The organism is Gordonia sp. NPDC058843 (assembly GCF_042743165.1).
In the GTDB taxonomy this organism is placed as follows: Bacteria; Actinomycetota; Actinomycetes; order Mycobacteriales; family Mycobacteriaceae; genus Gordonia.
In genome coordinates this window covers 1-23,624 of record NZ_JBHYNC010000053.1, presented here as the reverse complement: position 1 = coordinate 23,624, position 23,624 = coordinate 1, and the positions used below count along the sequence as shown (strand labels likewise).

General features: G+C 68.2%; 19 protein-coding genes. 7 read left to right on the top strand and 12 right to left on the bottom strand.

Features of this window, described 5'->3' with window-relative positions; genetic code table 11:
* Positions 1 to 167: 167 nt before the first annotated feature.
* Positions 168 to 980 (bottom strand): hypothetical protein, encoded by an 813-nt coding sequence (locus tag ACFW3F_RS22820; protein ID WP_388061521.1) that lies wholly within the window; start codon positions 978 to 980, stop codon positions 168 to 170.
* Positions 981 to 1,232: 252 nt separating this feature from the next.
* On the opposite strand from ACFW3F_RS22820, the gene ACFW3F_RS22815 reads away from it, so the two are divergent.
* A complete protein-coding gene (locus ACFW3F_RS22815; protein ID WP_388061519.1) occupies positions 1,233 to 2,477 on the top strand; it encodes a DUF222 domain-containing protein in 1,245 nt (414 codons plus the stop codon).
* Positions 2,478 to 2,565: 88 nt separating this feature from the next.
* Here the strand turns inward: ACFW3F_RS22815 and ACFW3F_RS22810 are convergent, their stop codons facing one another.
* The 5 genes from ACFW3F_RS22810 to ACFW3F_RS22790 form a co-directional block, all read right to left on the bottom strand.
* Positions 2,566 to 4,311: a thiamine pyrophosphate-binding protein gene (locus ACFW3F_RS22810; RefSeq protein ID WP_388061517.1), complete on the bottom strand. Its 1,746-nt coding sequence runs from the start codon at positions 4,309 to 4,311 to the stop codon at positions 2,566 to 2,568.
* On the bottom strand, positions 4,311 to 5,090 hold the full coding sequence (locus ACFW3F_RS22805; RefSeq protein WP_388061515.1) for a cyclase family protein: 780 nt from the start codon (positions 5,088 to 5,090) through the stop codon (positions 4,311 to 4,313). Before ACFW3F_RS22805 ends, ACFW3F_RS22810 begins: the two co-directional genes overlap by 1 nt.
* Positions 5,091 to 5,103: 13 nt before the next feature.
* Entirely contained in the window at positions 5,104 to 5,838 is a 735-nt protein-coding gene (locus ACFW3F_RS22800) for a tellurium resistance protein (RefSeq protein WP_388061513.1), read from the bottom strand.
* Between the two features lie 101 nt (positions 5,839 to 5,939).
* Complete coding sequence (locus ACFW3F_RS22795; protein ID WP_388061511.1) at positions 5,940 to 8,072, bottom strand: Ig-like domain repeat protein; 2,133 nt, start codon at positions 8,070 to 8,072, stop codon at positions 5,940 to 5,942.
* A gap of 25 nt (positions 8,073 to 8,097) precedes the next feature.
* Positions 8,098 to 9,774 carry an Hsp70 family protein gene (locus ACFW3F_RS22790; protein WP_388061509.1) on the bottom strand — a complete coding sequence of 559 codons (1,677 nt, stop codon included), beginning with the start codon at positions 9,772 to 9,774 and terminating at the stop codon, positions 8,098 to 8,100.
* Between the two features lie 77 nt (positions 9,775 to 9,851).
* On the opposite strand from ACFW3F_RS22790, the gene grpE reads away from it, so the two are divergent.
* A complete protein-coding gene (grpE, locus tag ACFW3F_RS22785) occupies positions 9,852 to 10,325 on the top strand; it encodes a nucleotide exchange factor GrpE (RefSeq protein WP_388061507.1) in 474 nt (157 codons plus the stop codon).
* A 37-nt stretch (positions 10,326 to 10,362) separates the two neighbouring features.
* On the opposite strand, the gene ACFW3F_RS22780 is transcribed toward grpE, so the two are convergent.
* On the bottom strand, positions 10,363 to 12,432 hold the full coding sequence (locus tag ACFW3F_RS22780; protein ID WP_388061505.1) for a prolyl oligopeptidase family protein: 2,070 nt from the start codon (positions 12,430 to 12,432) through the stop codon (positions 10,363 to 10,365).
* A gap of 210 nt (positions 12,433 to 12,642) precedes the next feature.
* Between ACFW3F_RS22780 and ACFW3F_RS22775 the strand changes: the two genes are divergently transcribed.
* Complete coding sequence (locus ACFW3F_RS22775) at positions 12,643 to 14,220, top strand: serine hydrolase (RefSeq protein WP_388061503.1); 1,578 nt, start codon at positions 12,643 to 12,645, stop codon at positions 14,218 to 14,220.
* Here the strand turns inward: ACFW3F_RS22775 and ACFW3F_RS22770 are convergent.
* Positions 14,207 to 15,517: an NADH:flavin oxidoreductase gene (locus ACFW3F_RS22770; protein ID WP_388061501.1), complete on the bottom strand. Its 1,311-nt coding sequence runs from the start codon at positions 15,515 to 15,517 to the stop codon at positions 14,207 to 14,209. The genes ACFW3F_RS22775 and ACFW3F_RS22770 overlap by 14 nt on opposite strands.
* A 22-nt stretch (positions 15,518 to 15,539) precedes the next feature.
* Positions 15,540 to 16,148 (bottom strand): TetR/AcrR family transcriptional regulator, encoded by a 609-nt coding sequence (locus tag ACFW3F_RS22765; RefSeq protein WP_388061499.1) that lies wholly within the window; start codon positions 16,146 to 16,148, stop codon positions 15,540 to 15,542.
* A gap of 118 nt (positions 16,149 to 16,266) precedes the next feature.
* Here ACFW3F_RS22765 and lpdA point away from each other — a divergent pair, with 118 nt between their 5' ends.
* Together lpdA and ACFW3F_RS22755 are read left to right on the top strand one after the other, a co-directional pair.
* Positions 16,267 to 17,652: a dihydrolipoyl dehydrogenase gene (lpdA, locus tag ACFW3F_RS22760; RefSeq protein ID WP_388061497.1), complete on the top strand. Its 1,386-nt coding sequence runs from the start codon at positions 16,267 to 16,269 to the stop codon at positions 17,650 to 17,652.
* A gap of 3 nt (positions 17,653 to 17,655) precedes the next feature.
* Positions 17,656 to 18,540 carry a DNA-3-methyladenine glycosylase family protein gene (locus tag ACFW3F_RS22755; RefSeq protein ID WP_388061495.1) on the top strand — a complete coding sequence of 295 codons (885 nt, stop codon included), beginning with the start codon at positions 17,656 to 17,658 and terminating at the stop codon, positions 18,538 to 18,540.
* Positions 18,541 to 18,557: 17 nt separating this feature from the next.
* On the opposite strand, the gene ACFW3F_RS22750 is transcribed toward ACFW3F_RS22755, so the two are convergent.
* Together ACFW3F_RS22750 and ACFW3F_RS22745 are read right to left on the bottom strand one after the other, a co-directional pair.
* A complete protein-coding gene (locus ACFW3F_RS22750; RefSeq protein WP_388061493.1) occupies positions 18,558 to 19,202 on the bottom strand; it encodes a class I SAM-dependent methyltransferase in 645 nt (214 codons plus the stop codon).
* A 1-nt stretch (position 19,203) separates the two neighbouring features.
* Positions 19,204 to 19,740, bottom strand: coding sequence for a carboxymuconolactone decarboxylase family protein (locus tag ACFW3F_RS22745; protein WP_388061491.1), 537 nt, complete (start codon positions 19,738 to 19,740; stop codon positions 19,204 to 19,206).
* A gap of 25 nt (positions 19,741 to 19,765) precedes the next feature.
* On the opposite strand from ACFW3F_RS22745, the gene ACFW3F_RS22740 reads away from it, so the two are divergent.
* Complete coding sequence (locus ACFW3F_RS22740; protein WP_388061489.1) at positions 19,766 to 20,230, top strand: MaoC family dehydratase; 465 nt, start codon at positions 19,766 to 19,768, stop codon at positions 20,228 to 20,230.
* A gap of 19 nt (positions 20,231 to 20,249) precedes the next feature.
* On the opposite strand, the gene ACFW3F_RS22735 is transcribed toward ACFW3F_RS22740, so the two are convergent.
* Positions 20,250 to 21,671 carry a lipase family protein gene (locus ACFW3F_RS22735; protein WP_388061487.1) on the bottom strand — a complete coding sequence of 474 codons (1,422 nt, stop codon included), beginning with the start codon at positions 21,669 to 21,671 and terminating at the stop codon, positions 20,250 to 20,252.
* A gap of 353 nt (positions 21,672 to 22,024) precedes the next feature.
* On the opposite strand from ACFW3F_RS22735, the gene ACFW3F_RS22730 reads away from it, so the two are divergent.
* Positions 22,025 to 23,440, top strand: coding sequence for a lipase family protein (locus tag ACFW3F_RS22730; protein ID WP_388061485.1), 1,416 nt, complete (start codon positions 22,025 to 22,027; stop codon positions 23,438 to 23,440).
* Positions 23,441 to 23,624 lie beyond the last annotated feature (184 nt).

Here is a 23,624-nt window from a genome sequence, read left to right as displayed (position 1 = left end):
CTCGCAACCTCGGTCGCCGGAACCTCCGTGGCTCGTTGACCTCGACGAACTCCTTCGTCGCTCGCTCGACCGGCGGCTAACGCTCCTCGCACTCCGGGGAGCAGTGGCTCAGCAGCTCTCGGGCTCGGGACCAGCGGTTATGTGAGTCTTTCGGATGAGGGAGCAGTTCAGCGCCGCCCGATGATCAGCCGTCCCAGAACCCCGACGGCGAACATGGCGATGCCCACCCCGCCGACGATCAGGGCGACCCGGGTGACGTCGTCGTAGGCGCCGTCGATGATGAGCTCGGCCACCTGCCGGCCCGAGTTCTCCGCGCCGGCCACCTCCTGCTTGGCGCGTTCGGCGAAGAACAGGCCCATGGCCCAGGTCGAGGCGCCCGCCGCGACCACGCCGAGTCCGAGCCAGGCGAAGACGGTTCCGCGTCGTCGGGCGATCAACAGCGCGAGCGCCGCCGCGATCACGGCCACGGCGGCGGATCCCCAGGCGAGCAGCGTGATCTGACCGCCGACTTCGGCATACCGGCCGGCTTCGAGGCCCGACGCGCCGTTGGTCAGTTCCACGACGACCGGACCCTGGATCGTGTTGCCGCCGGACAGGTTCAGCGCACGATTGATCATGTTGGTGATGTCCAGTTGCATCACAGAGGTGTCCGAGCCCGGTGCGGGCTCTTCGAACAGGAACGCGTGCTGCTGCCCGACGACGTCGGCGAAGTCCTGCTGGAACTGATCGCTCTCGGTGTATCGGCCCGCCAATGGCCGGACCAGGGCACCCGCGATCGGCAGATCGGTCCGCGCGGTCGCCTGCGCGGCGATCTCGTCCGCCAAATAATCCTTGACCTGCTGGTTCTCGGCCATCGGCCCGACCGTGGAGACGAAGCCCGCTTGGTCGACGATGCGCTGATCCAGCCAGAAGGACGGGACGGCCAATACGGTCGCCGCAATCGCGACGAGTGTCAGAAGGGCACTCAGGAAGCTACGCACAGCCACGAGGCTACCGAGACTCGGGCGGGGATTGCCGACCGGCGAGGTCGGGCCCGTCATCAGACACCCGGTAGTGCACCGGCTTGACGGTCTCGTTCCGCCCGATGTGACTGGTGGGGTTTCTGTTCACCACGGTTCACCACGGTTCACCGCTGGGGCGTGAGTGACATAGATTGCAGCACAGTTGAATTCGAAATTCTCGAGCTGTGGAGAAACGTCGCCGTCGAACGTTTTGGCGAGTACCTTGGTCTCATGACCTCGATCACCGAGCTCCGCGACACCCTCATCTCTCTGTCATCACCACCCGACGACGGCAGTGGTCGCGCAGTGCTCAACCGTCTCGACGAACTGCGCGTGGTGCGCAATGTGCTGGACCACCAGATCGCGGTCCACATCGCCTTGTTGGATGCCTCGGGCGCGGCGTCGCGGGCGGGGTCGACGACGCGATCATGGCTGATCGGGATGGGCATGCCCCCGGCGGCCGCGCACCGTGGTGCACGGATCGCCGGCGGGCTGGGGGCGTTGCCGAAGGTCGCCGACTGTGCCGCCGAGGGCTATTTGTCGGCCGAGTGCGTTGACGCTGTGGTCCGCGGGATCACGTTCATCGACAAACAGGCTGCGGCTGCGCTGTCCGACGACGACCGAAAAGGATATGAGAGTGAATTGCTCGCGCATGCGTTCTCCGGTGCCACCCCGGCTGAGATCGACACCCATGCCCGATATATCGCCATGCGGGTCGCCGATGCCGATCCGGACGCGGTGGCGGCGGCTGATGATGCATCGCTCAACACCGTGCACACCAGGGTGACCGACGAAGGCCGGGTCGCGATCTCGGCAGATGTGACGGCGGTGATCGGGGAGAAGTTTCTGTCGATGATCGACGAACGCTCCGGTCCGCGTCCCGAACCCGACGGCGCCGAGGATCGCCGTGATGTAGCTCAGCGTCGCGCGGATGGGCTGGAGCTACTACTGGATCAGGCCGTCATCGGTGCGGCGATGACCACCGCGGGCGCACCCCGCACCCAGGTGTTGGTCACCATCCCTGCCGACGGCGTGGATCCGGCGCGGTTGCCGTGGGTTGGGGCGGTATCGGCATCGACGGCACAGCGGTTGTCGTGTGATGGCGGGGTGGCCGAGATCGTCCTCGACGACGAAGGGGTGCCGTTGCGGATGGGCACTACGAAACGACTGTTCCCGCATCATCTGCGTCAGGCGATCATCGTGCGGGATGTGTGTTGCGTGAAATGTGGTGCCCCAGCGGCGCATACGCAAGTCCATCATGTGGTGCATTGGGCTGATGGTGGTCCGACTGATCTGGACAACGGATGCCTGCTGTGCCAGCGCTGTCACACCCAGGTGCACCATCACGGGTGGGAGGTGGTGATGGGTCCTGACCGTCATCCGTGGCTGATCCCACCGGTAGACGTCGACGCGCGATGTCTGCCGCGGCCGGCCTACAACCGGCGCACCATGCGACTCGACGACGCCCTCGTGTAACTGACCCTGCCACAACAACTTTGTCGTCGACTCCGACGTCACACGATCTTTGACAAATCCACAGTGTGAAATCGGCAATCGCGGTCGGTCAGTGCCCCGCGAATGCCTCAGCGAGCCACCACGCGCCGCCGTCGTCGGCGATCTTGGCGTCGATGACGAGGGGACCCGAAGGTTCGGGTGAGGGCAGCGAGGCGACCCAGCTCCGGATCTCGTCCAGGTCGTCCAGCGAGGTGACCGTCACGCCCGTCGCACCGTGGCCACGGGCGATGGCGGCGATGTCGACCTCGGGGAAGGTCACCGTCGTCATGTCGGCATCGCCGAAATGGTGCACCTCCGCGCCGTAGGCGGAGTCGTTGTAGACGATGACGACCAGCGGCAGTGCGAGCCGCACGGCGGTCTCCAATTCGGCGATGGCCATGAGGAATCCGCCGTCGCCGGTACCGAGGACGGGCAACCTGCCCGGTTGTGCGAAGGCCGCGCCGATGGCTGTTCCGAGGCCCAGCCCGATGGACTGGAAGGCCTGAGTGAAGCAGAAGCCGTACTCGTCGGGCACGGACAGATGGGTCGACGGGTAACCCATGAAGTTCCCGGAGTCGATCGACACGATACGGTCCGCCGGCAGTATGTCGTCGAGCGCGATCGTCAGCGCCCGCGGGTCGACCCGACCAGAAGTCACCGCGCCGGTGACGGGGACGTCCTGCCACCGAGACGACTCCGAGATCCGTTGCCGGACCGCGGTGGTGCGGTACCCGGTTCCATTCGGCCCGCTCGCTCCGCTCCCGGCGCCGGTCTCATTCGGCCCGCTCGCTCCGCTCCCGGCGCCGGTGGCCGCCGGGCCATCGTCGGCGAGGAGGGCGAGGACGTCGGTGGCAGTGGCGGCACAGTCGCCCACCACGCCGAGATCGACCGGCCGATGCGCACCGATGGCGTCGATCTCGACGTCGACCTGGATCACGGTCGTGTCGGCGCCGATGAGTCGGCCGTGCCGCATCGTCCACATGTTCAGGGCGCAGCCCCATCCGACGATGAGATCGGCGTCGGCGATCAGTTCGGCGGTGGTGGGTGAGGAGAAGCCGCCGGAGATGCCGAGGGAGAACGGGTTTCCCTCGAACAGGCCGTTCGCCACCGCCGACGTCGCGACCAGTGCGCCGGCGGCCGCGGCCAGCGCCGCGACCTCCGCTCCGGCGTCGCGCGCCCCTCGGCCCGCGACGAAGACCGGACGCCGGGCACCGCGGAGCGCGTCGGCCAGACGCGCCGCCGACCGAGCGTCGGGCCGCACCCGCGGTGGCTCGACGGAGTACGTGATGGGGCCCTCGACACCCGCTGCGGCCGCGGCGATGTCGATGGCGACGTGGAGCACGACGGTCCGGCGCTGAGTGACCGCGGTCCGGAAGGCGCGGATCACGTCCGACACCACGGTGCCAGGTCCGTAGACGCGGTCGTTCGCGGCGCCGACGCTCGTGGCCAGTGCCTCCTGGTCGATGCGGAAGTTCGAACGCAGCGCCGACGCGGCCGAGTCAGCGGTGAGCACGATCATCGGCGTCCGGCTCTTGGCCGCCTCCGCGATGCCCGTCATCGCATTGGTGAGCCCGCATCCCTGGTGGACCGACAGCACACCGACCCGTCCCGACATCCGCGAGTACGCGTCGGCCATGCTGGCCGCGCCGCCCTCGTGCCGGGCGGCCGTGAACGGCACCCCACCGGCGCGCAGGGCGTTGGTCAGAACGAAATTCCCGCTGCCGACCACACCGAACGCGTGACCGACGCCGAGGTCCGCCAATATCCGGCCCGCCACGTCGGCGACCGTCGGTCCGTAGAGGCCGGGTGCCTCCATCAACCCTCGACGATCGCCAGCACGCGGGACGGACTGCCGGTACCGCCGACGATCGGCAGCGGACTCACGACCACCACCGAACCGGTCGGCGGGAGTGAACCCAGGTTGCGCAGGGAGGTGAGCCCGTACTTGTCGTTGCCCAGAAAATGGTAGTGCACGGGGAACGCGGGATCGAAGCCTCCCGCGAGACCGGCGTCGACGCCGACGGTCTCGACGCCGAGGCCGGTGATCTCGCGTTCGGTGGCCAGCCACTGCGCGCACTCCACCGACACCCCGGGCGTGTGCGACCCGGTCTCGTCGGCGTTGAGGAACTCGGCTTCGGAGCCCCCGCGCGACTCCCATCCGGTCCGGAGCAGCAACCAGGTACCGGCGGTGAGTCGTCCGTGTTCGCCTTCCCACGCCTCGACCTCGGCGACGCTCAACAGATGATCCGGGTCGTCGGCGACCTCCCGGGTCAGGTCGAGGACCGCCGCCGGGCCGATCAGCCGCTGCACCGGAATCTGCGACACGTCGTCCCCGTCGCGTCCGCTGACCCAATGGATCGGGGCGTCGAGGTGGGTGCCGATGTGCTCCCCGGTGTGGATGTTGTTGTGCCGCCAGTACGGCCCCGGCTCGTTGTAGGCACTGACCTCTTCGAGGCTGAAGTCGATCAGGTTCGCGAACGGTGCGGGCAGCCGCAGCGCCGGCGTCGACGCGCTCAACGGGGTCGTCAGGTCGATGACGCGGAGTGAGCCGTCGGCAAGACCGGCGGCGAACCCGGACAGTGTGGTCGCGGTCATGGGGAGTCCTCTGCTACTTGCGTGCGCCGCGCCAGTTCATGCCCCAGCCGTACGCCTCGTCGACCTTGTCCTGCGCCCCGCGGATGTAGCGCACCTCGCGATTGAGAACCAGTTCGCCGCCGCGGTTCTCGAACAGTGCGATCGCGCAGGACAGCGCCGACTGATCGGCCTCGTCGAGCCGGACCTCGATCTCCGGGCCGTTGGCCGGGAACAGGGTGACGACGCCGTTGGCGCCGGCCCAGTTGGGCGTGCCCTCGTAGATGTAGGCGAAGATCAGGATCCGGCGGATCTGGTTGGTCGCCGCGAGGTCGATGTACATGTTCTCGCCGCCGGATCCCGACCGGTCGTCGCCGTCGAGGTAGATGATCGGCTGTCCATCACGGGGAGCCCGAAACGAGTTGCCCAGGGCCTGGACGATGCCCTTGCTGCCGTCGGTGAACTCCCACAGGCAGGCGAGATCCAGATCGATGCCCTGCGCCTTGCGAAAGAGACCGCCGCCCTTCGAGTTCGACGTCCAGCTCAGATTGACGCGGACCTGCCCGGTGGTCGCACCCTGCTTGCTGAGCGAGATGCTCGGCGACGACTTGGTCAGAGTGATCTTCGACAGCGAGATCGGCTGCGCGGGCGGCTGCTGACCGTAGCCTGCCGGGGCAGGCGGTTGCTGGCCGTAGCCTGCGGGCGCGGATGGGGGCTGCGCGGGCGGCTGGGGCGGCTGGGCCTTCGGACGCTTGGTGTAATCGATCCCCATCTCGGTTCCTCATCTCGTCGTCGGTGACATCGTCTTCTGCGGTCATCGCACGGCGAAAGACACTCGCCGCAGGTGTTGGCGCCCAGCGTAGTGGACCACTCTCATCCGGCGGCGCCCGTCGACTGCGCATGAGCCCGGGCGGAGGGGCCGAAGGCCGACGCGACGACGAGCTTCCCGTGCGGGCTCCGGCGGCAGCTTGCCACCGCCACATGGCAGGGACGTGGGATGTTCGCCGGGATCGGGTAGCCGTCGTCGATCTGATAGCGGGTGTTGGTCACCTTCGACGAGACCGCCGACGGGTCTGCGGGATGCTCCGGCGCGGCATCCGGGCGAATGACGACCATCGCCTCGGTGACACCGGCGGGCCAGTCGAAGCGCACGATGTCACCCTCGACGCGGACCGACGTGATCGGCGGCGGGTCGTCCGGAGGTGGGGGCGTGGGCCGCGCCGGCACCGCCGGCCGCGGCTCGGCACTCGGGGTGGAGGTGGCGTCGGTGCGAGCCGGGACGGACTGATGTCCGGCGAGGATGGCCGTGACCTCGTAGACGGGCGGGACCGGATCGTCAGCACTGCCGTCGGACAGTTCGGTCGCGGCGGTGCGGCCCAGCGTCCGAGTCGAGCCATCGAACCCGATGCGCACCACGCGGTAGGTCACCGACTCCGTCGCGGACGGCTCCCAGGAGACGGTGATCGCGCCACCGTCGGCAACGACCCGGGCATTGCGCGGCGGCTCCACGGCAAGCCCGCTCGCCGCGGCGTTGAGCTCGTCGTGATCGACGATCTGACGCCGCATCTCCGCGGCGGCGGTGAGGCTCGCCGGGTCTCCCGCCGAAGCCGTCCGTGCGGCTTCGGCGGCCCGGGCGACGATGGCGCGTGACCGCTCGAGCCGTTCCTCGATCCGCCCGTCCGCGTCGGGGAGCAGATCGATGTCCCGGGCCCGCCGGTAGACGGCCTCCAGCAGTTCGAGTGCCGCGACATGTCGCTTCTCGTCGGCGAGGTCCCGCGCCCGGTGCGAGTCGGTCACTGCCTGGCCGATGACCCGTTCGATCTCGTCGGCGACCGCCGCGATCCGGCGGAGCGCCTCGGCGTCGTCGCCGGCCGTGGCGCGGGCGTCGGCGATCGCCGAACGTGCCCGGACCGGCAGACCGTTCCGCAAGGCGGCGCGCGCGGCACGGAGATCGTTCTCCCACAGCCTCTTCGGCGAGGACGGGACCTCGACGGGCTCGCCCGGCGCGCTTGGTGCAGGTTGCACGGCAGCGCCGAATTCGGCGGCGAGCGCGGCGATCGCCGTCCGCGCATCGCGGCTGCCCAGCCCGCGGGCGCGGGCGTCGTCGAGCAGGAATTCGTGGTCCTGCGCACCGAGTTCGTCCTCGACGAGGACCGCGGCTCGGACCCGCGGCCGGAGATGGTCGGTCACCGCGTCCACGACGGACTGCCGATACTCCTGCGCCAGTGCGGGATCGGCGAGCAGGACGTCGTTCACGTGCACCAGGAGTTCGTCGAGGACGGCGCGGAACCGGCCGGCGGCGAGTTCGCGGGCTCGATCGTTGAGTGCGGCTGCGCGTGACTGGATGACCCCCCGCTCCGTGGCGTCGTCGGTGTCGAGGTGCAGCAGCGTCAGCAGCGTCGGGGTGGGGTCGCCATCGCGCAACCGGTCGAACTCGGCGAGCAGGTCGGCGATCTGGGCGCGTTGCTGTGCGGACAACGACACCCGCGGTGGCGCGGGTACGGCGGGAGCGGCCGGCGCGTCGTCGACGATGCGGTGACGCCGAAGCCGGGTGGCTATCTCGGCCGGACCGAGGCCGCCCATGGCGCCGATCTCGTCGAGTCCGGCGCGTTTGGATCTCGGTATCCCGCCGTAGCGCTCGTTGAGTCGCGCGATCGCGTTGTCGAGGAGCTCGAACCGTTGCTGATCGCGTAGCTCGCGCCGGGTGCTCACCGCACGCGCCTCGGCGATCCGACCGGTCTTGTGTCGCAACGGCGCCGACCGCTCGTCGTGTTCGGCGACCAGTCGCGCCACCAGGACGCGGTACTTCGGGTGGTCGCGTTGTTTCTGCCAGAACGCCCACACCTCGTCGAGGCGCGTGGCCACGGCGGCGTCGTCGAGCCGCTCGGCCTCGTCGACCGGGATGTCGTACAGTTCGAACGAATCGGATTCGCCCGGCCCCCCGCGTCTCTCGACCGCGGCGAGTACACGTTTGCGATAGTCGTTGCCGACGAACGGCTCCATCATGCCCCCTGCCTCACCCGGGAAACGGTCACTGTTCGCGGCGCCGGGACCGGTGCACTTGTTCGAGCTCCCGGTCGACCTCCGATTTCGACAGCGACGCACCGGTTTTGGCTGACAATGTCAGTGGGATCTGCGCATCGACGTGAAATGCGGTGACGTGCAGGACGCCGTCGAATGCCATCTCGAACGTCACCGACACCTCGCTGCCCTCGTCGTAACCCGGTGGGATGTCGGTGATCGCGCCCTCGATGAGGACCTTGGCGTCTTCGGGTCGCGGAGAGGCGGCCTGTCCCTGCTGTTCCAGCACGACCAGTTCGATGCGGGACTGGTCGCGACGCATTGTCCCGAACGACCGGCGCACCCGGATCGGGAGCGTCGAGTTCCGTTGGACCAGCCAGCTCGCCTCGAGCTCGCCGTTGTGACCGTTGACCGCCAGCACCCCGAACCCGCGGGAGACCACCGTGTCCACGCTGACCTCGAGCATGCGGCGCACGCTGCTGACCGGGAGCGCGAACGCATGCGCGACCCGGGTGCAGGACTCGTCGAGATCGGCCGGGGCGACGCCGTCCAGTTCGCGGTCCTCACGAAGGCGCCCGCGGGCGGCGAGGTCCGCGCGCACGAGCCGTTCGATCTCCAGCTTCTCGCCGTAGATCGCGGCTCCCCGCGCGACGGCGAGATCGGGATCGTTGAGTTCCGGGGTCTTTCCCAGTGCGGCAGCGAGCTCTCGTGCGACCATCGGCATGCGTGACGAGCCGCCGACCAGGAGGACCCGGTCGACCGAGGACACCCCGCGGCGCTCGGCAGCGGCCAGGCACGACCGGGTGAGTTCGATCGTGCGGGCCAGCAGCGGGCGCGTGAGTTCCTCGAGTTCGGCACGAGTGAGCGGGATGACCGACCGGGCGCCGTCGTGAGCGACGATCACCGACGTCGAATCCGACTCGGTCAATTCATGTTTCGCGCGCTCGGCGGCGAGGATGAGCGACTGCGAGCCGGCCGAGTCGTCGAGCGGGTCCTCGGCATCAGGGTTCTCGGCGCAGAACGTGCGCGAGAGGTGCAGCGCCAGCCGTTCGTCCCAATCGGCGCCGCCGAGTTGATGATCTCCGTCGACGGCGAGCACGGTGATCCGGCGGTCGGCGAGCTCGATCACCGTCGCGTCGAAGGTGCCACCGCCGAGGTCGTAGACCAGGACGGTCTCGTCGGGTGTGCTCTTGGCCAAGGGGTCGGTGATGCGGCTGAAACCGTAGGAGAGTGCCGCCGCGATCGGCTCGGACAGGACCCCTGCCACCTCGAGGCCCGCGTACGTACCGGCCTGGATCGTCGCGCGTCGCTCTTCGTCGCCGAAGTACGCGGGCACCGTGATCACGGCGCGCTCGACCTGCTCACCGGCGAACGCGGCGTCGGAGATCAGCGATTTGATGATGAGCGCCGAGATGGCCGGAGCGGACCAGGTCTGACCGTGCGCGACGAATCGCCATTGCGCGTCACCCATCCGCCGCTTCACCAGGCTGCAGACGTTCTCGGGGTCGAGCCGGGCCTGTCGGCGCGCGCCTTCGCCGACGACGTGATCGGTCGGCGAGGTGAGCAAGACGGTCGACGGGGTGGTCGGCGCACCGGTCAGTCCGACGATCACCTCCGGGCGACCGTCGGCGTCGATCTTCGCCATCGCCGAGTTGGTGGTTCCCAGGTCGATCCCGATTACGCCCACGATCGGGGATGCTAGCAGCGCAGAGGGTCTCGCCGGTGCCGGACGATCGGTAGGTGGGCGTTGATTACGCTGGCGGAATGACGTCTCCAGAGGGCTCCGCACCCGAACGGCACGATGTGCTCGGCCGACTGGGCGAGCAGGTGTCCGACCTCGCTCTCGTGGTGGCACGGCAGACCAGGACGATCGAACGTCTCGTCGACGCCGCCAAGTCCCCGGCCGCTGCGGCCGTGGGGGACACCGCCCTGCTGGTCGATCTCTTCGCGCTCCACACCGACGCAGCCACGTGCGCTGTCTCGGCGTCGGAGGCGGACAGGCCGGCGTTCGAGCTGCTGCGCGACGGACTCGAACGGCTCATCGTCGGCCGCGGGGGTGTCGTCGTGGCACCGCTGCCCGGCGCCGACTTCGACGCCCGCACCATGGAAGCGGTCGACGTTCTCAGCGCCGCGGACACCTCCGCGGACCGCACGGTCGCCGAGCTACTCCGTCCCGGGCTTGTCGTCGGGGAGCGGTCCGTCCGCCCCGCGGCGGTGGTGGTCTTCCGGATCTCGTAGCGCACCGGGGGTCAGAGCGCGCACCGTCGCCACGAGATCACTCGGCGGGAGCCAGGGTCCGCCAGAGGAATTCGTAGGCGAGCGCCGACTTGAACGCGGCCTGCTTGTTGTCCGCGGCGCCACCATGACCACCTTCGATGTTCTCGTAGTACTGCACGTCGTGGCCTGTTTCCTCCAGGCGTGCAACGAGTTTGCGCGCATGGCCGGGGTGGACCCGGTCATCGCGGGTCGACGTGGTCACCAGGATGGGCGGGTAGGTCGTCGCCGCGTCGACGTTCTGATACGGCGAGAACGGCTTCATGAACTCCCACTGTTCGGGATCGTCCGGGTCGCCGTACTCGGCCATCCACGACGCCCCCGCCAGCAGGAGGTGGTAGCGCTTCATGTCGATGAGCGGGACCTGGCACACCAGGGCGCCGAACAATTCGGGATACCGGGTCAGCATCACGCCCATGAGCAACCCGCCGTTGGAACCGCCCTGCGCACCGAGTTGCGCCGGGGTCGTCAGTCCGGTGTCGACGAGAGCGCGTGCCACGGCGGCGAAATCCTCGTAGACCTTGTGCCGCCCCGCCTTCTGGGCCTGCGTGTGCCACGACGGCCCGTACTCGCCGCCGCCACGGATGTTGGCGATGACGTAGATCCCACCGCGTTCGACCCAGCTCTGTCCGGCGATTGCGAGGTAACTCGGAGTGAGCGCGTTCTCGAAACCGCCGTAGCCGTACAGGAGCGTCGGGCCGTGGGACACGTCGCGGCGCCGCACCACGAAGTACGGGACCTGCGTGCCGTCGTCGGACGTCGCGAAGTGCTGCTCCGCGGTGACCGAGTCGGCGTCGAAGAACGCGGGGCTGTGTTTGATCACCTCGGGGGCTCGGCCGCTGTAACCGTGCAGAAGACTCGGCGGATCCGTGAACGATGTCGCCGACCAGAACACCTCGTCGCTCTCGTCGGCATCGGTGTCGAGCACCGAGACGGTGGCGAGGTCGGGCAGCCCCGGCATGTCGACGACCTGCCATGTCCCGAGTGCGCGTACCTCGACCCTGGTGTGCACGTCGTGGAGCATCACGACGATGAGATGGGAGCGCGTGAAGGCGTAGTCGACGAGACTCGTGTGCGCGTCGGGTGCGAACAACACCGTCGCGTCGCGGTTGCCGGTCCGGTACGACTCGTAGTCGAACGCCAGTAGCGTGCCGGGTGCGTGGGTGGTCCCACCGACCACCCACTCCGACCGAGTCAGTACCAGCAGCCAGTTCATCCGGACCCCGGCGTGGGCGTCGGTGGGGACGTCGAGCAACTCGGGTCGGCCGTCGAGGAGTTCGTAGTCGAGTGAGTTGAAGAAGTCGGTGGCGCGACCGACGAAGTGGCGCTCGAATCCCGGAGTGCTGTCGTAGAAAGCGCGGACCGACACGTCACCGGTCTCGCCGGTGAAGACCGTCACGGCGTCGGCCAGCGGGGTGCCGCGCGTCCAGCGCTTGACGACGCGGGGATAACCGGAGTCGGTGAGCGAGCCGTACCCGTCGGGCTGCTCACCGAAATCCGTTCCGACGTAGACCGAGTCGCGGTCGATCCAGCCGACGTCGGACTTGTTCTCGGGCAGCACGAACCCGTCGGTGACCCAGGTGCGGGACGGGATGTCGAATTCGCGGACCACGGAGGCGTCGGCGCCACCGCGCGACAGGGAGATCAGCGCGCGCTCGTACTCGGGGCGCAGCACCGTGGCACCGGCCCACACCCAGTTCTCGTCCTCGTCGCGCGCGAGTTGGTCGACGTCGATGAGGACATCCCAGTCGGGGGCGTCGGTGACGTAGGAGTCGTACGTCGTGCGGCGCCAGAGCCCGCGCGGGTTGGTCGCGTCGCGCCAGAAGTTGTAGAGGAACTCCCCGCGTCGACGCGCATAAGGGATTCGATCGTCGGTGTCCAGGGCGGCCAGTGTCGCGGCCTCGAGTTCGCGAAATCGTTCCGACGATGTCAACGCCTCCACCGTGGGCTCGTTGTGCGCGCGCACCCAGGAGAGCGCATCGTCGCCGGTGACCTCCTCCAGCCACAGATACGGGTCGGTGTCGGGCGTGGTGTCGGTGGACGCGGTGCCGTGGTCGCCGTGCTCGGTCATGGCGTCCAAACTACGCGGGCGGCCGACGAGGCCGACCTTCGCGCGCTTGCCACCAGCGCCGACCCCGGCAAAACGCCTACTCCGGGCCGGTCACCCGGGGTATCGTGACCGAGCGACGTCGAGGAGACCCCCATGGCCACTGCTCATTCCGTTCCTGTCCGCTGTCCCGGTCACGAGCCGCCGCGGCCCTCGAGGTGGGGTCGTCTCTCGATGACCACCTGCTCTGCACTCGCGGTGATCGCACTCGTCGCCGCCTGTGACAGCGGGTCGTCGGGGACCGGTGCGCCACCGTCGGGGTCGGCGTCCCTGGCCAATCCGAATTCCGTCGCCGCCGAACCCCTGCCGGCCGACGCGGTCGACAAGGCGGTCGGCCAACTCGACGGTCTGGTCAACTCGATCATGGAGTCGACGAAGATCCCGGGGGTGGCCGTGGCCGTGGTGTCGGGTGGGGAGACCAAGTACGCCAAGGGGTTCGGCGTCAAGGACATCACGACCGGTGAATCGGTCGATCCGAACACCGTCTTCCAGCTCGCGTCGGTGTCGAAGTCGGTCGGATCGACCGTGGTCGCGGCCGCCGTCACCGACAAGACGGTGACCTGGGAGATGCCGATCGTGGAGTCATTGCCGTGGTTCGCGCTCTCCGAGCCCTATGTCACACGCACAGTGACCGTCGGGGACATGTACTCCCACCGGTCCGGTCTGCCGGACCACGCGGGCGACAAACTCGAGGACATGGGGTACTCGCGCGACGAGATCCTGCAGCGCATGCGATTCATGCCGCTCGATCCGTTCCGGATCAGCTACGCCTACACCAACTTCGGGGTGACAACCGGTGGCGAGGCCGTGGCGGTGAAGGCCGGGACCGATTGGGCGACACTGTCCCAGGACCTCATCTACGGGCCGCTGGGCATGACCAGCACCAGCTCACGATTCGTCGACTTCGAGCGCCGGGCCGACCGCGCGGTGGGGCACATCAAGGAAGACGACAAGTGGGTCAAGACGCCGATCCCGCGCGAACCCGACGCACAGTCACCGGCGGGTGGGGTGAGTTCGACGGTCAACGACATGGCGACCTGGCTGAAGATGGTTCTGGCCCAGGGCAAGCACAACGGCCAGGAGGTCGTCGCCCCCGACGCCCTGCTCCCGGCGGTCTCACCGCAGGTCGTGTCCAACCCACCCAAGACGCCCGATTCTCGCGCGGGGTCCTATGGCTACGGCTTCAACGTCGGGGTCACCGAGGACGCTCGGACGCAGTTCAACCACGCCGGCGCCTTCGCCTCGGGTGCGGGGACGGTGTTCTCGATCCTGCCGTCGGCCGACACCGCCATCGTCGTATTGTCCAACGCCGCGCCGGTCGGTGCGGTGGACGCGATCGCCGCGGAGTTCATGGACCTCGTGCAGTTCGGTGAGATCCGCAATGACTGGCGCGACCTCTACGCCAATGCCTATGCGCCGCTGAGCGTGCCGGCGGGTGAGCTCGTCGGCAAGGAACGGCCGACGAATCCCGCACCGCCGCAACCGCTGCCGTCGTACGTGGGTACCTATGCCAACCCGGTGTACGGGCCGGCGGAGGTCGTCGAGCGCGACGGGAAGCTCGTCCTGGAGATGGGTCCCGGTGGGGTTCGCAAGCACGAACTCGCGCACTGGGACGGCAACACCTTCACCTTCACCCTGCTCAACGAGAACGCCGAACCGGGTTCGATCTCGCAGGTCACATTCGACGGGCCGCGGATGACGATCGAGTACTACGACGACGAGGAGAGCAACGGCGAGTTCATCCGCCGCTGAGCCGATCTCGCCGATGAACGGGAACCTGCTGATCGGCGGAGGCCGTGACCGCGAGCGGGTCGGGAACTTCGCCCGTCCGGATCGGGCATCGGGTGTGCGAGTAGATCGTCGGCATGCAGAGGTTGCAGTGCACGCACTTCGACGTCGTCGTGGGGTCGTCGGCGAGCCGAAGCGGAAGGTCGGGTTCACGCAGCAGCGCACGGCCCATGGCCATGAAGTCGAAACCCTCGGCGAGAGCGAGGTCCATCGAGGCGCGGTCGGTGACGCCACCCAGCAGGATCAGTGGCAGGTCGACAGCCTTGCGGAGCTCGCGTGCGAGGGGGAGCAGATAGGCGTCGTGATAGCGGTAGTGCTTCAGAAAGACCGGTGCGAAGGCCTTGAGCCCGTACTTCATCGCACCGGAGAATGCGTCGGCGAACTCCTTGCGCGGCGCCTCGCCGTGGAACAGGTACATCGGGTTGAGGAGTGAACTGCCCGCGGTGGGTTCGATGGCGTCGAGGTGACCGTCGGACTCCAGCAGTTGCGCCACCTCGCACGCCTCGTCGACGTTGAAGCCGCTCAGCTTCGCCCGGCCCCGTGCCCGCGCCGCGGGTGAGCGGTCGAGGTCGACCCGGCCGACACCGTCGTAGGTGTTGAGCTTCACCCAGATCGCGGCCTCGTCCCCGACCTCGTCGCGCACGCTCTCGACCACCTCGCGAGCGATCCGCGCTCGGTTGACGAGGCTCCCGCCGTAGGAGTCCCTGCGCCGGTTCAGCAGCGGGGACAGGAAGCTCGATATCAGATAGTTGTGTCCGCAGTGGATCTCGAGACCGTCGAAACCGGAGTCCACCGCCAACCGAGCGGCCACGCGGAACCTGGCCCGCAGGTCGGCGATGTCGTCGACGCTGATCGCACGGGTCACCGACATCCCCATCGGAGCCGGTATGCGCGACGGCCCCAGGGAGGGAGCCCGGTTCGACACCGAGTTGGCGACTGCCCCGGCGTGCCCGAGCTGCGCCGCGGCGAGTGCTCCTTCGGCGTGGATGGCGTCGGTGAGTCTGCGCAACCCGGGAGCGGCCTCCGGCCGCATCCAGATCTGGTGGCGGTCGGTGCGGCCCTCGGGTGAGATCGCGCAATAGGCGACGGTACTCATGGCGACACCGCCGGCCGCGACCTCCCTGTGGAACTCGATGAGCTCGTCGGTCACCAGGGCGTCAGGCGTCATCCCCTCGAAGGTGGCGCATTTGATCAGCCGGTTCCGCAGGTGGAGCGGTCCCAGTCGCGCGGGGCTGAACGGTCCGGTGGTGGGGCTGTCCACAACGGGTCCTCTCGCTTGGGTGTCACGTGGCGGCGGGTGCCGTCAGGCCGGCGGTGGCGAATCCGGTCAGGGCGGTCACCGCCGCCGGGCTCAGTGTTTCGGTGCCTCCGAATCGCAGGAGGATGAGCTGGAAGGCAAGGGCCCAGCGCCGTCGCGCGTCGGTCGCGGTGAGGCCGGGCACCGCATCGGCGAGCATGTCGGCGAACGGGTCGAGATCGAACCAGCGCGACGTCCAGTTCGCGGCGGGGTGGGCGAAGACGAATCGTGCGAGCAGCCGCAGGTGCAGATGTCCCGTCGGGTCGCCCTGTAGATCGACGAAAGGTTTCACCACGACGTCGACGACCTGCGCGATCGGTGTGCCGGCGGGGTCGAGCGAGGCGAGCGGGTCGGCCCACAGCGGACCCAGCCGGGACTCGAGCAGCGCGATGGTGAGCTGGTCCTTGGTCCCGAAGTGGTAGTGCACCGCGGCCGGGTTGGCGTCGGCGGCCGCGCAGATCGCCCGGACGGACACGCTGTCGAATCCGTCGGCGAGGAAGAGGCGCTCGGCGACGGTCAACAGGGCCTCGCGAGTGGGCATCGGGGTCGAACCGGATCGACGGCCGGCCCGCCCGCCGCGGGTGGTCTGGGTCACAGGATGAGGAAAGCACAGATCAGTCGACGTTTCAATCAGTGATTGAATTCGGTCTGCGTTACCGGCGAGTAGTGGGACACTCTGCGGCGACGGTCGGACGCGACGTAGGCTGGCTGTCGTGGCTGAACACTTTCAAACAGTTGTATTGGGTGCAGGTCCAGGTGGGTACGTAGCCGCGATCCGGTCGGCTCAACTGGGCAAGAAAACCGCCGTCATCGAGGAGAAGTACTGGGGCGGTGTGTGTCTGAACGTCGGATGTATCCCGTCCAAGGCTCTGCTGCGCAACGCGGAGCTCGCGCACATCTTCAATCATCAGGCCAAGACCTTCGGCATGAGTGGCGATGTGTCCTTCGACTTCGGCGCGGCGTTCGACCGCAGCCGCAAGGTGTCGGACGGCATCGTCAAGGGCGTCCACTACCTGATGAAGAAGAACAAGATCACCGAGATCGACGGGTACGGGGTGTTCACCGACGCCAAGACCATCAAGGTCGGCGACCGGGAGATCACCTTCGACGACGTCATCATCGACACCGGCTCGACCGTCAAGCTGCTCCCCGGCGTCGAACTGTCGGAGAACGTGGTCACCTACGAGACCCATATCCTCACCCGTGAGCTGCCCGGCTCGATCGTCATCGTCGGTGCCGGCGCCATCGGCATGGAGTTCGGTTACGTGCTCGCCAACTACGGCGTCGACGTCACGATCGTCGAGTTCCTCGACCGAGTCCTTCCCAACGAGGACGCCGACTCGTCCAAGGCGCTCGCCAAGGAGTACAAGAAGCTCGGCATCAAGCTGCTGACCTCCACCAGGGTCCAGTCGGTCACCGACAACGGCGACAACGTCACCGTCACCTACACCGACGCGAAGGACAACGAGGGCGAGCTGACCGTCGACAAGGTCCTCATGTCGGTCGGGTTCGCCCCGCGCGTCGAGGGTTTCGGTCTCGAGAAGACCGGTGTCGAGCTCACCGATCGCGGCGCCATCGCGATCGACGACTACATGCGCACCAACGTCGAGGGCATCTACGCCATCGGCGACGTCACCGCAAAGCTGCAACTCGCGCACGTCGCCGAGGCGCAGGGCGTGGTGGCGGCCGAGACCATCGCCGGCGCCGAGACCATGACCCTCGGCGACTACCGCTTCATGCCGCGTGCGACGTTCTGCCAGCCGCAGGTCGCCTCCTTCGGGCTCACCGAGGCGCAGGCCAAGGACGAGGGTTACAACGTGACGGCGACGACCTTCCCGTTCTCGGCCAATGGCAAGGCGCAGGGGCTCGGTGAGACCGCGGGCTTCGTCAAGCTCCTCACCAACGCCGACACCGACGAACTCCTCGGCGGACACCTCGTGGGAGACAACGTCTCCGAGATGCTTCCGGAGATGACGCTGGCGCACAAGTGGGACCTCACCGCCAAGGAACTGGCTCGCAACGTGCACACCCACCCGACCCTGTCGGAGGCGATGCAGGAGACGTTCCACGGCGCGATCGGGCACATGATCAACCTCTGACGCGTGAGTGCCGACGAGCGGGTCCGGGAGTGGAAGCTCCCGTGGCCGCTCGATCTGCGGGCGACGGTCGGCCTGCACCGGCGCGGTGCGGGCGACCCGGCGTTCGTCTACGCGCAGGACGGCTCGGTCTGGCGGGCGGTGCACACCCCCGACGGACCGGGCACCGTGACGATCGCCGTGCGCACGGGCGTTGTCGTCGCACGTGCATGGGGTCCCGGCGCAGCGTGGCTGCTCGAGCAGATGCCGGACTTTCTCGGCGCGCGGGACGACCCGGATGCGCTCGTCCCGCGTGATCCCGTTGTGCGGGAACTCGTCCGGCGAGCGGAGGGCCTGCGGTTGTCGCGCACCGACCGCGTGTGGGAGGCGCTCGTCCCGGCGATCCTGGAGCAGAAGGTCGTCGGCGCCGAGGCTTTCCGCGCCTGGCGCTACCTGTTGCGCCGCTTCGGTTCTCCCGCACCCGGTCCGGTTCCGGAGACCATGCGGGTGCCGCCGCCCAAGGACGAGTGGGTGCGAATCCCGAGCTGGGAGTGGCACCGCAGCGGCATCGAGCCGGTCCGGATGCGAACAATCCGCGGCGCGAGCACCATCGACGTCGAACGACACGCGAACAAGCTGACGGTCCTGCGCGGCGTCGGACAGTGGACCGAGGCCGAGACGTTGTCGCGATCACTCGGCGACCCCGATGTGGTCAACGTGGGCGACTACCACATCCCGAAGCTGGTGGGCCTCACCCTGATCGGTGAGGCAGTCGACGATGCCGGCATGCTCGAACTACTCGAACCCTATGCGGGGCAACGGCAACGGATCATCAGGCTGGTCGCGAGACGGGGCGTTCGTCCGGAACGCCGCGGACCGCGGATGACGGTCCGCGACTACCGGGAGTTCTGAGCGTCGGTCACGGCCACCTACGACCCGGCCTTGCGTGCCAGCACGTACTGCCCCTGGCCGGTGATCGTCTGCTCGACGTCGACGATGCCGGCGCGATGGAGGCGCTCGACGATCTCGTGGTCGTCGAAGATCCGATAACCGCTCAGCCCGGCGAGCGGCCGTACGCCGGGGAACGAGGTGAGTGGCGTTGCCACCGAGGTGAAGATGACGATCTCGCCGCCGGGGGCGGTCACTCGGGCCAGCTCGTCGACGACCGGTAGGGGATCGGGGATGAGGTAGAGCGCCGCCAGGCAGGTGACCACGTCGAAGGTGTTGTCGGCGAACGGCAATGAGTGGGCATCGCCGCGCAGGAACGCGGCCCGCCCGACGGCGTTGGTCTGTGCTGCGCGCGCCAGCATGGGCGCGGAGAAATCGACTCCGACACAGCGGCCGTCGCCGGTGAGGCCGTCGGCGATCTCACGCGTGTAATTGCCTGGACCGCAAGCGACATCGAGGACGAGACGGTCGCCGGGGCGAGCGAGGTAGGCGCGAAGCGCGCGGTCGAAGTCGGCGGTGGCGCGGCCGCCGAGACTGAACAGCCGGGTGAAGGTCGGTCGCCACAGGTGTTCGTAGATCTCGGCGAAGTACTCGTTGCGCATCAGACGCTGCGCGATCGACTCCATGCTAGGAGCGGGTGTCGCGCTGGATGCGCAGCGTGTGGATGGTCGTTGCGAGACTGTCGTACTGCCCGACGAGCAGGGTGAAGCCGATGAGTTTGCGGTCGTCGAGGTGCCGGGACAACGCCTGCCATGCGATGTCGGAGACGTCCTTGTCCCCGACGAGTTCGTCGACGGCCCGCAGCATCGCCCGTTCGCGATCGCCCCAACCGGCGTCGGGACCCTCGAGGATGCGGTCGAACTCATCCGTGGAGATGCCGGCCCGACGACCGAGCCTGCGGTGATGGTCCAGTTCGTAGTCGCAGCTGCGCAGATGTGCCACCCGGATGATGACCATCTCGGAGTCCTTGCGTGACAACGGCCCGAATGGCATCAGACGGCTGCTGAAGTGGAGCCAACCGCGGAACAGTCCCTTCGTGCGGCCGAGGGTGGAGAAGATGTGCGCGTCGTCGACGCCGATGACGCGCGCCGCCCCCCGTGCGAAGACGAAGTTGACCGGCCCGAGCTCTCGAAGACCGCCAGGTGTGACCCGAGGTGTGCCCATGGGCCCACGGTAGACTACGCGGACTATGACGCACACCACACGGACGTTCAGCAGTGTCGATGAGTTGAAAGCCGCGATCGGCGAGGACCTCGGGTCCGGTGAGTGGCTCGAGATCACCCAGGAACGAGTCGATGCGTTCGCCGACGCGACCGGCGATCACCAGTGGATCCATGTCGACCCCGAGCGGGCGAAGACCGGTCCGTTCGGTACGACCATCGCGCACGGATATCTGACGGTGTCGCTGCTGCCGATGATCGCCGGGAAGATCTTCACCGTCGAAGGTCCCAAGCTGGTCCTCAACTACGGGATGAACAAACTGCGGTTTCCGAATCCGGTGAAGGTCGGCGCGCGGATTCGCTCCAACGCGGTGATCACCTCGATCGAGGAGACGCCCAAGGGCGTGAACATGGTCGTGACCAACACAGTGGAGATCGAGGGAGAGGCCAAGCCGGCGTGCGTCGCCGAGAACCTCCGCGTACTGGTCTTCTGACAACGGGCCCGGGTCTCGATCAACGACGGCATTCACTGATCGCGGGCTCGCCCCGAAGCCGACGGTTCAGCCACTCCAGGGCGACCGGGAAGCCCAGCAGCGCTGCGGTGAGGTGTTCGCCGAAGACTTCGCGGTAGGCCGCGCGGACGCCACGGGCGCACTGTTCGCGATAGAGGGCGCGGGCGCCGGCCGCGGGTATCCACCACTCGTGGGTGCCGTGATTGATCAACAGCGGAACCGCGGATGCGCGATCGGCCATTGCGGTCAGGCGGTAGATGCGCTCAGCTGTCGGCGACCGGAACGGGTCGGGGTCGTTCGACAGCAACTGCATCGGCAGAAAGGTGCCACCGGCGATCGCCTCCGGGATCACACACACGTTCTTCAGCGGAGACGAGGCCAGCCACTGCGCGGGTCGGTTCGCCAGGGCGAGGATCTCCGGTCGCTCTCGGGCGATGCCGAAGGTGGCGGCGTGGAACAGTCCGGTCGCCAGATTGGCATTCATGCTGCCGACGAGCATGCGGAAGTCGGCGGGTGTGCCCCCGAGTGCCGCGCCGACGACACGCTCGGTGAGCTCTGGAGCGTACTCGCCGAGCAACTTCGACGCGCCGTGCGTGGCGATCGCGCCCCCCGAGTATCCGGTCATCGCGATCCGGCTGTCGCGCAGCGTCTCCGGATGTGTGCGCACGGCCGCCCGGATCGCATCGAGCGTCACGTGCCCGGCGAGTACCGGTTCGGCGTAGGCCATTCGCGGGCCCTGGTGATCGGGCACGAGAACCGTATAACCCTCGTTCAAGGCCAGCTGGGTTGTCGGTGGGATCAGGTCGGTGATCCCGGTTGCGATGGAAAAGCCGTGCGCAAGCGTGTATCCCGGCGTGCAGGCGGCACCGAGGGAGTCGATCGGGAGATTGTTCACGAGCATCGGGGTCGATGAACGGGCCGCACGGCGCGGGACCAGAAGGGTTGCCGTGCCGTAGATCGGCGCCCCCGCGGCATCGGTGCTCCGGAACTTGATCAGCGTCGCCGAACGTAGCGATACGGTCACCACCGGTCCGGCGGCGGCGGTGACATCGCGGGTGGCGATCACATCGCCGGGCGCGCGTGCCGCAAGGTCGGCCGGCCACCGGTCGAACATCGGGTCACCGGTGGGCGAGGGCAGAATCGATTCACGCAATTCGAGTGTGCGGTGGTCGAATCCGGCGGCGCGTGCACGAGGTGGGATCGTGCGCAGACGGGGAACCGGCGGCGGTGGCACCGTCTTGTCGATCGCGTCGACCGCAGGAGGCGGCAGCGGCATCATGTTCGGCGGGTCCGCGGCCGCGCCTCCGGCGGGCAACGATCCGAGGACGGCCACCAGCAGGGCGCCGACCGTCCACGTCGCACGGCGTCCGAGCGCTGTTCGGCGGTGGAACGGTATCCGGCGGTGGTGCGAGGTGCTCGTCATGACGGTGCCTCCGCGTCGAAGACGCCCTGATGTGGTCGTCGAAGACGCCCTGATGTGGTCGTCGAAGACGCCCTGATGTGGTCGCTTCCCCGTGACGATAGGACGGTCGACCGGGTTCGGTCGCCCATCGCGTACCGATGGTCGCCGCACCGAGACGCAACCGTGATGTCCGGTGCGGAAAGCGCATTCGCGCGTCACCTGACCGGACTACACGCGCAACTCTCTCGACAGTCGGCACGGCGCGTGCGTTCCCCGCCGTCTAGCATTGGCCGCAGGTGATCGCGGTTCGAGTCGTCAGATGTGCGCCGGGGGGCAGGCGATTCGACGATCACCGGCGAGACGGGAGGTTGGCGATGCCGGCCAGGGGAGTCCTTCGACGATCGGTTCGACGTGCAGCGATCGCGACCACGGTGGCGGTGGCCGCCATCGGTCTCGTCGCGGGCCCGACGGGGATGAGCGGTACGGCCGACGCCGAGCCGCCCAATCTCACGTCTGTACCACCTCGGCTGCCGGCGAACATCGACGCCTTGATCCCGGCGCCGCCGGTCGAGAAGCTGTCGCGCATCCCGGAACGGTCACGGATTCCGGGCGCCTCCCACGAGTTGCAGGAACTACGCGAGGCGATCATGCCGTCACCGAGCGGCGACCGCTTCTTCGACCACTGGCCGACCGGTCTCGCCGCGCGAGCGCGCGGTGAGGTCCTGAGCACGCGGTCGGTGACCCGCGTGGCGCAATCGCTCGTCTTCGTACCGCTGCGGTCGGCGCGTCAGGTCAAGTTCCGGACCACCGACGCGAACGGCGCCCCGATGTTCGGCACGGCCACTCTCCTGGTGCCGGCGAAGACGTGGACCGGTCGGGGAGCCCGTCCCGTCCTGATCAACAATTCGCCGATCGTCGCGCTGGGCACCAAGTGCACGACGGGTTTCACCTATGCGCACGGTTTCACCAACAACACGAACGAGACCGATCTGATCCCGCCGTTCACCCAGCTCGCGCTGGACCGGGGTTACGCAGTCCTCGTGCCCGACCACACGGGACCCCGGATGGCCTACGCCGAGCCGTATGTCGCAGCACACGTGATCCTCGACTCGGTGCGCGCCGCAGCAGATCTCGACCCGGCGAATTTCGCGCGCGGACCCATCGCGATGGTCGGTTATTCCGGTGGCGCGATCGCCACGCACGGAACAGCCAAGCTCGCCGCCGGGTATGCGCCCGACATCGCCGGACGGTTCGTGGGGGCGGCCATCGGTGGGGTGCCCGCCGACTACCGGGCACTTGCGGGTGCCATGAACGCCAACCTGGCCTCCGGCGTCTTCCACGCCGCGATGCTCGGTGTCGCCCGGGAGCGGCCCGAAGTCCTGCAGCTGTCGAATCATCTCGCGAGATGGCTTGCGACGTCGGAGATCCGCAACATCTGCACGGACGACATGGGCAACCTGGGGATCTCGCACCTGCCGACCCAGCTGCTGTCGACCGACCCGGATCCGTTCCACTCCGCGATCGCCGAGAAGCTCTTCGATGTCACCTCGATGTCGGATCTCGAGGCGTCGATGCCGTTGCTGATCTACCACGGACGTTATGAATGGTGGGTCCCGGCGAGCCAGGCGCGTGCGCTCTTCACCCAGCAGTGCGCCCTCGGGGCCACCGCGGTCTACCGCGAGTACGGGGCCGAGCACGTGTCGGCGGCCGCCCTCGGCTTCCCGGACACCGCGACCTGGCTCGACAACCGCCTCCGCGGCATGCCCGCGCCGAACGGATGTCGACGCTGAGTTGGCTTGTGGCCCTTCGTGGATCGTCGCTGTTGCTCCTCGCACCTCAGTATCTGCGGCCTGGCGGCCGTTGTGGATCACGAAAGACCCCCCTCTGCTCCCTGAGGTGCGAGCGAAGCGAGCCTCGAAGGGTCTCGCAACGTGTCTCACCAGGCCCTTCGAGGCTCGTCGCTTGCGCTCCTCG

What these genes read in the sequence shown, in the direction of transcription:
- ACFW3F_RS22815 (WP_388061519.1), top strand. Translation starts at nt 1,233, where the DNA reads ATGACCTCGATCACCGAGCTCCGCGACACCCTCATCTCTCTGTCATCA.
- ACFW3F_RS22810 (WP_388061517.1), bottom strand. Translation starts at nt 4,311, where the DNA reads ATGGAGGCACCCGGCCTCTACGGACCGACGGTCGCCGACGTGGCGGGC.
- ACFW3F_RS22805 (WP_388061515.1), bottom strand. Translation starts at nt 5,090, where the DNA reads ATGACCGCGACCACACTGTCCGGGTTCGCCGCCGGTCTTGCCGACGGC.
- ACFW3F_RS22800 (WP_388061513.1), bottom strand. Translation starts at nt 5,838, where the DNA reads ATGGGGATCGATTACACCAAGCGTCCGAAGGCCCAGCCGCCCCAGCCG.
- ACFW3F_RS22795 (WP_388061511.1), bottom strand. Translation starts at nt 8,072, where the DNA reads ATGATGGAGCCGTTCGTCGGCAACGACTATCGCAAACGTGTACTCGCC.
- grpE (WP_388061507.1), top strand. Translation starts at nt 9,852, where the DNA reads ATGACGTCTCCAGAGGGCTCCGCACCCGAACGGCACGATGTGCTCGGC.
- ACFW3F_RS22780 (WP_388061505.1), bottom strand. Translation starts at nt 12,432, where the DNA reads ATGACCGAGCACGGCGACCACGGCACCGCGTCCACCGACACCACGCCC.
- ACFW3F_RS22775 (WP_388061503.1), top strand. Translation starts at nt 12,643, where the DNA reads ATGACCACCTGCTCTGCACTCGCGGTGATCGCACTCGTCGCCGCCTGT.
- ACFW3F_RS22750 (WP_388061493.1), bottom strand. Translation starts at nt 19,202, where the DNA reads ATGGAGTCGATCGCGCAGCGTCTGATGCGCAACGAGTACTTCGCCGAG.
- ACFW3F_RS22745 (WP_388061491.1), bottom strand. Translation starts at nt 19,740, where the DNA reads ATGGGCACACCTCGGGTCACACCTGGCGGTCTTCGAGAGCTCGGGCCG.
- ACFW3F_RS22740 (WP_388061489.1), top strand. Translation starts at nt 19,766, where the DNA reads ATGACGCACACCACACGGACGTTCAGCAGTGTCGATGAGTTGAAAGCC.
- ACFW3F_RS22735 (WP_388061487.1), bottom strand. Translation starts at nt 21,671, where the DNA reads ATGACGAGCACCTCGCACCACCGCCGGATACCGTTCCACCGCCGAACA.
- ACFW3F_RS22730 (WP_388061485.1), top strand. Translation starts at nt 22,025, where the DNA reads ATGCCGGCCAGGGGAGTCCTTCGACGATCGGTTCGACGTGCAGCGATC.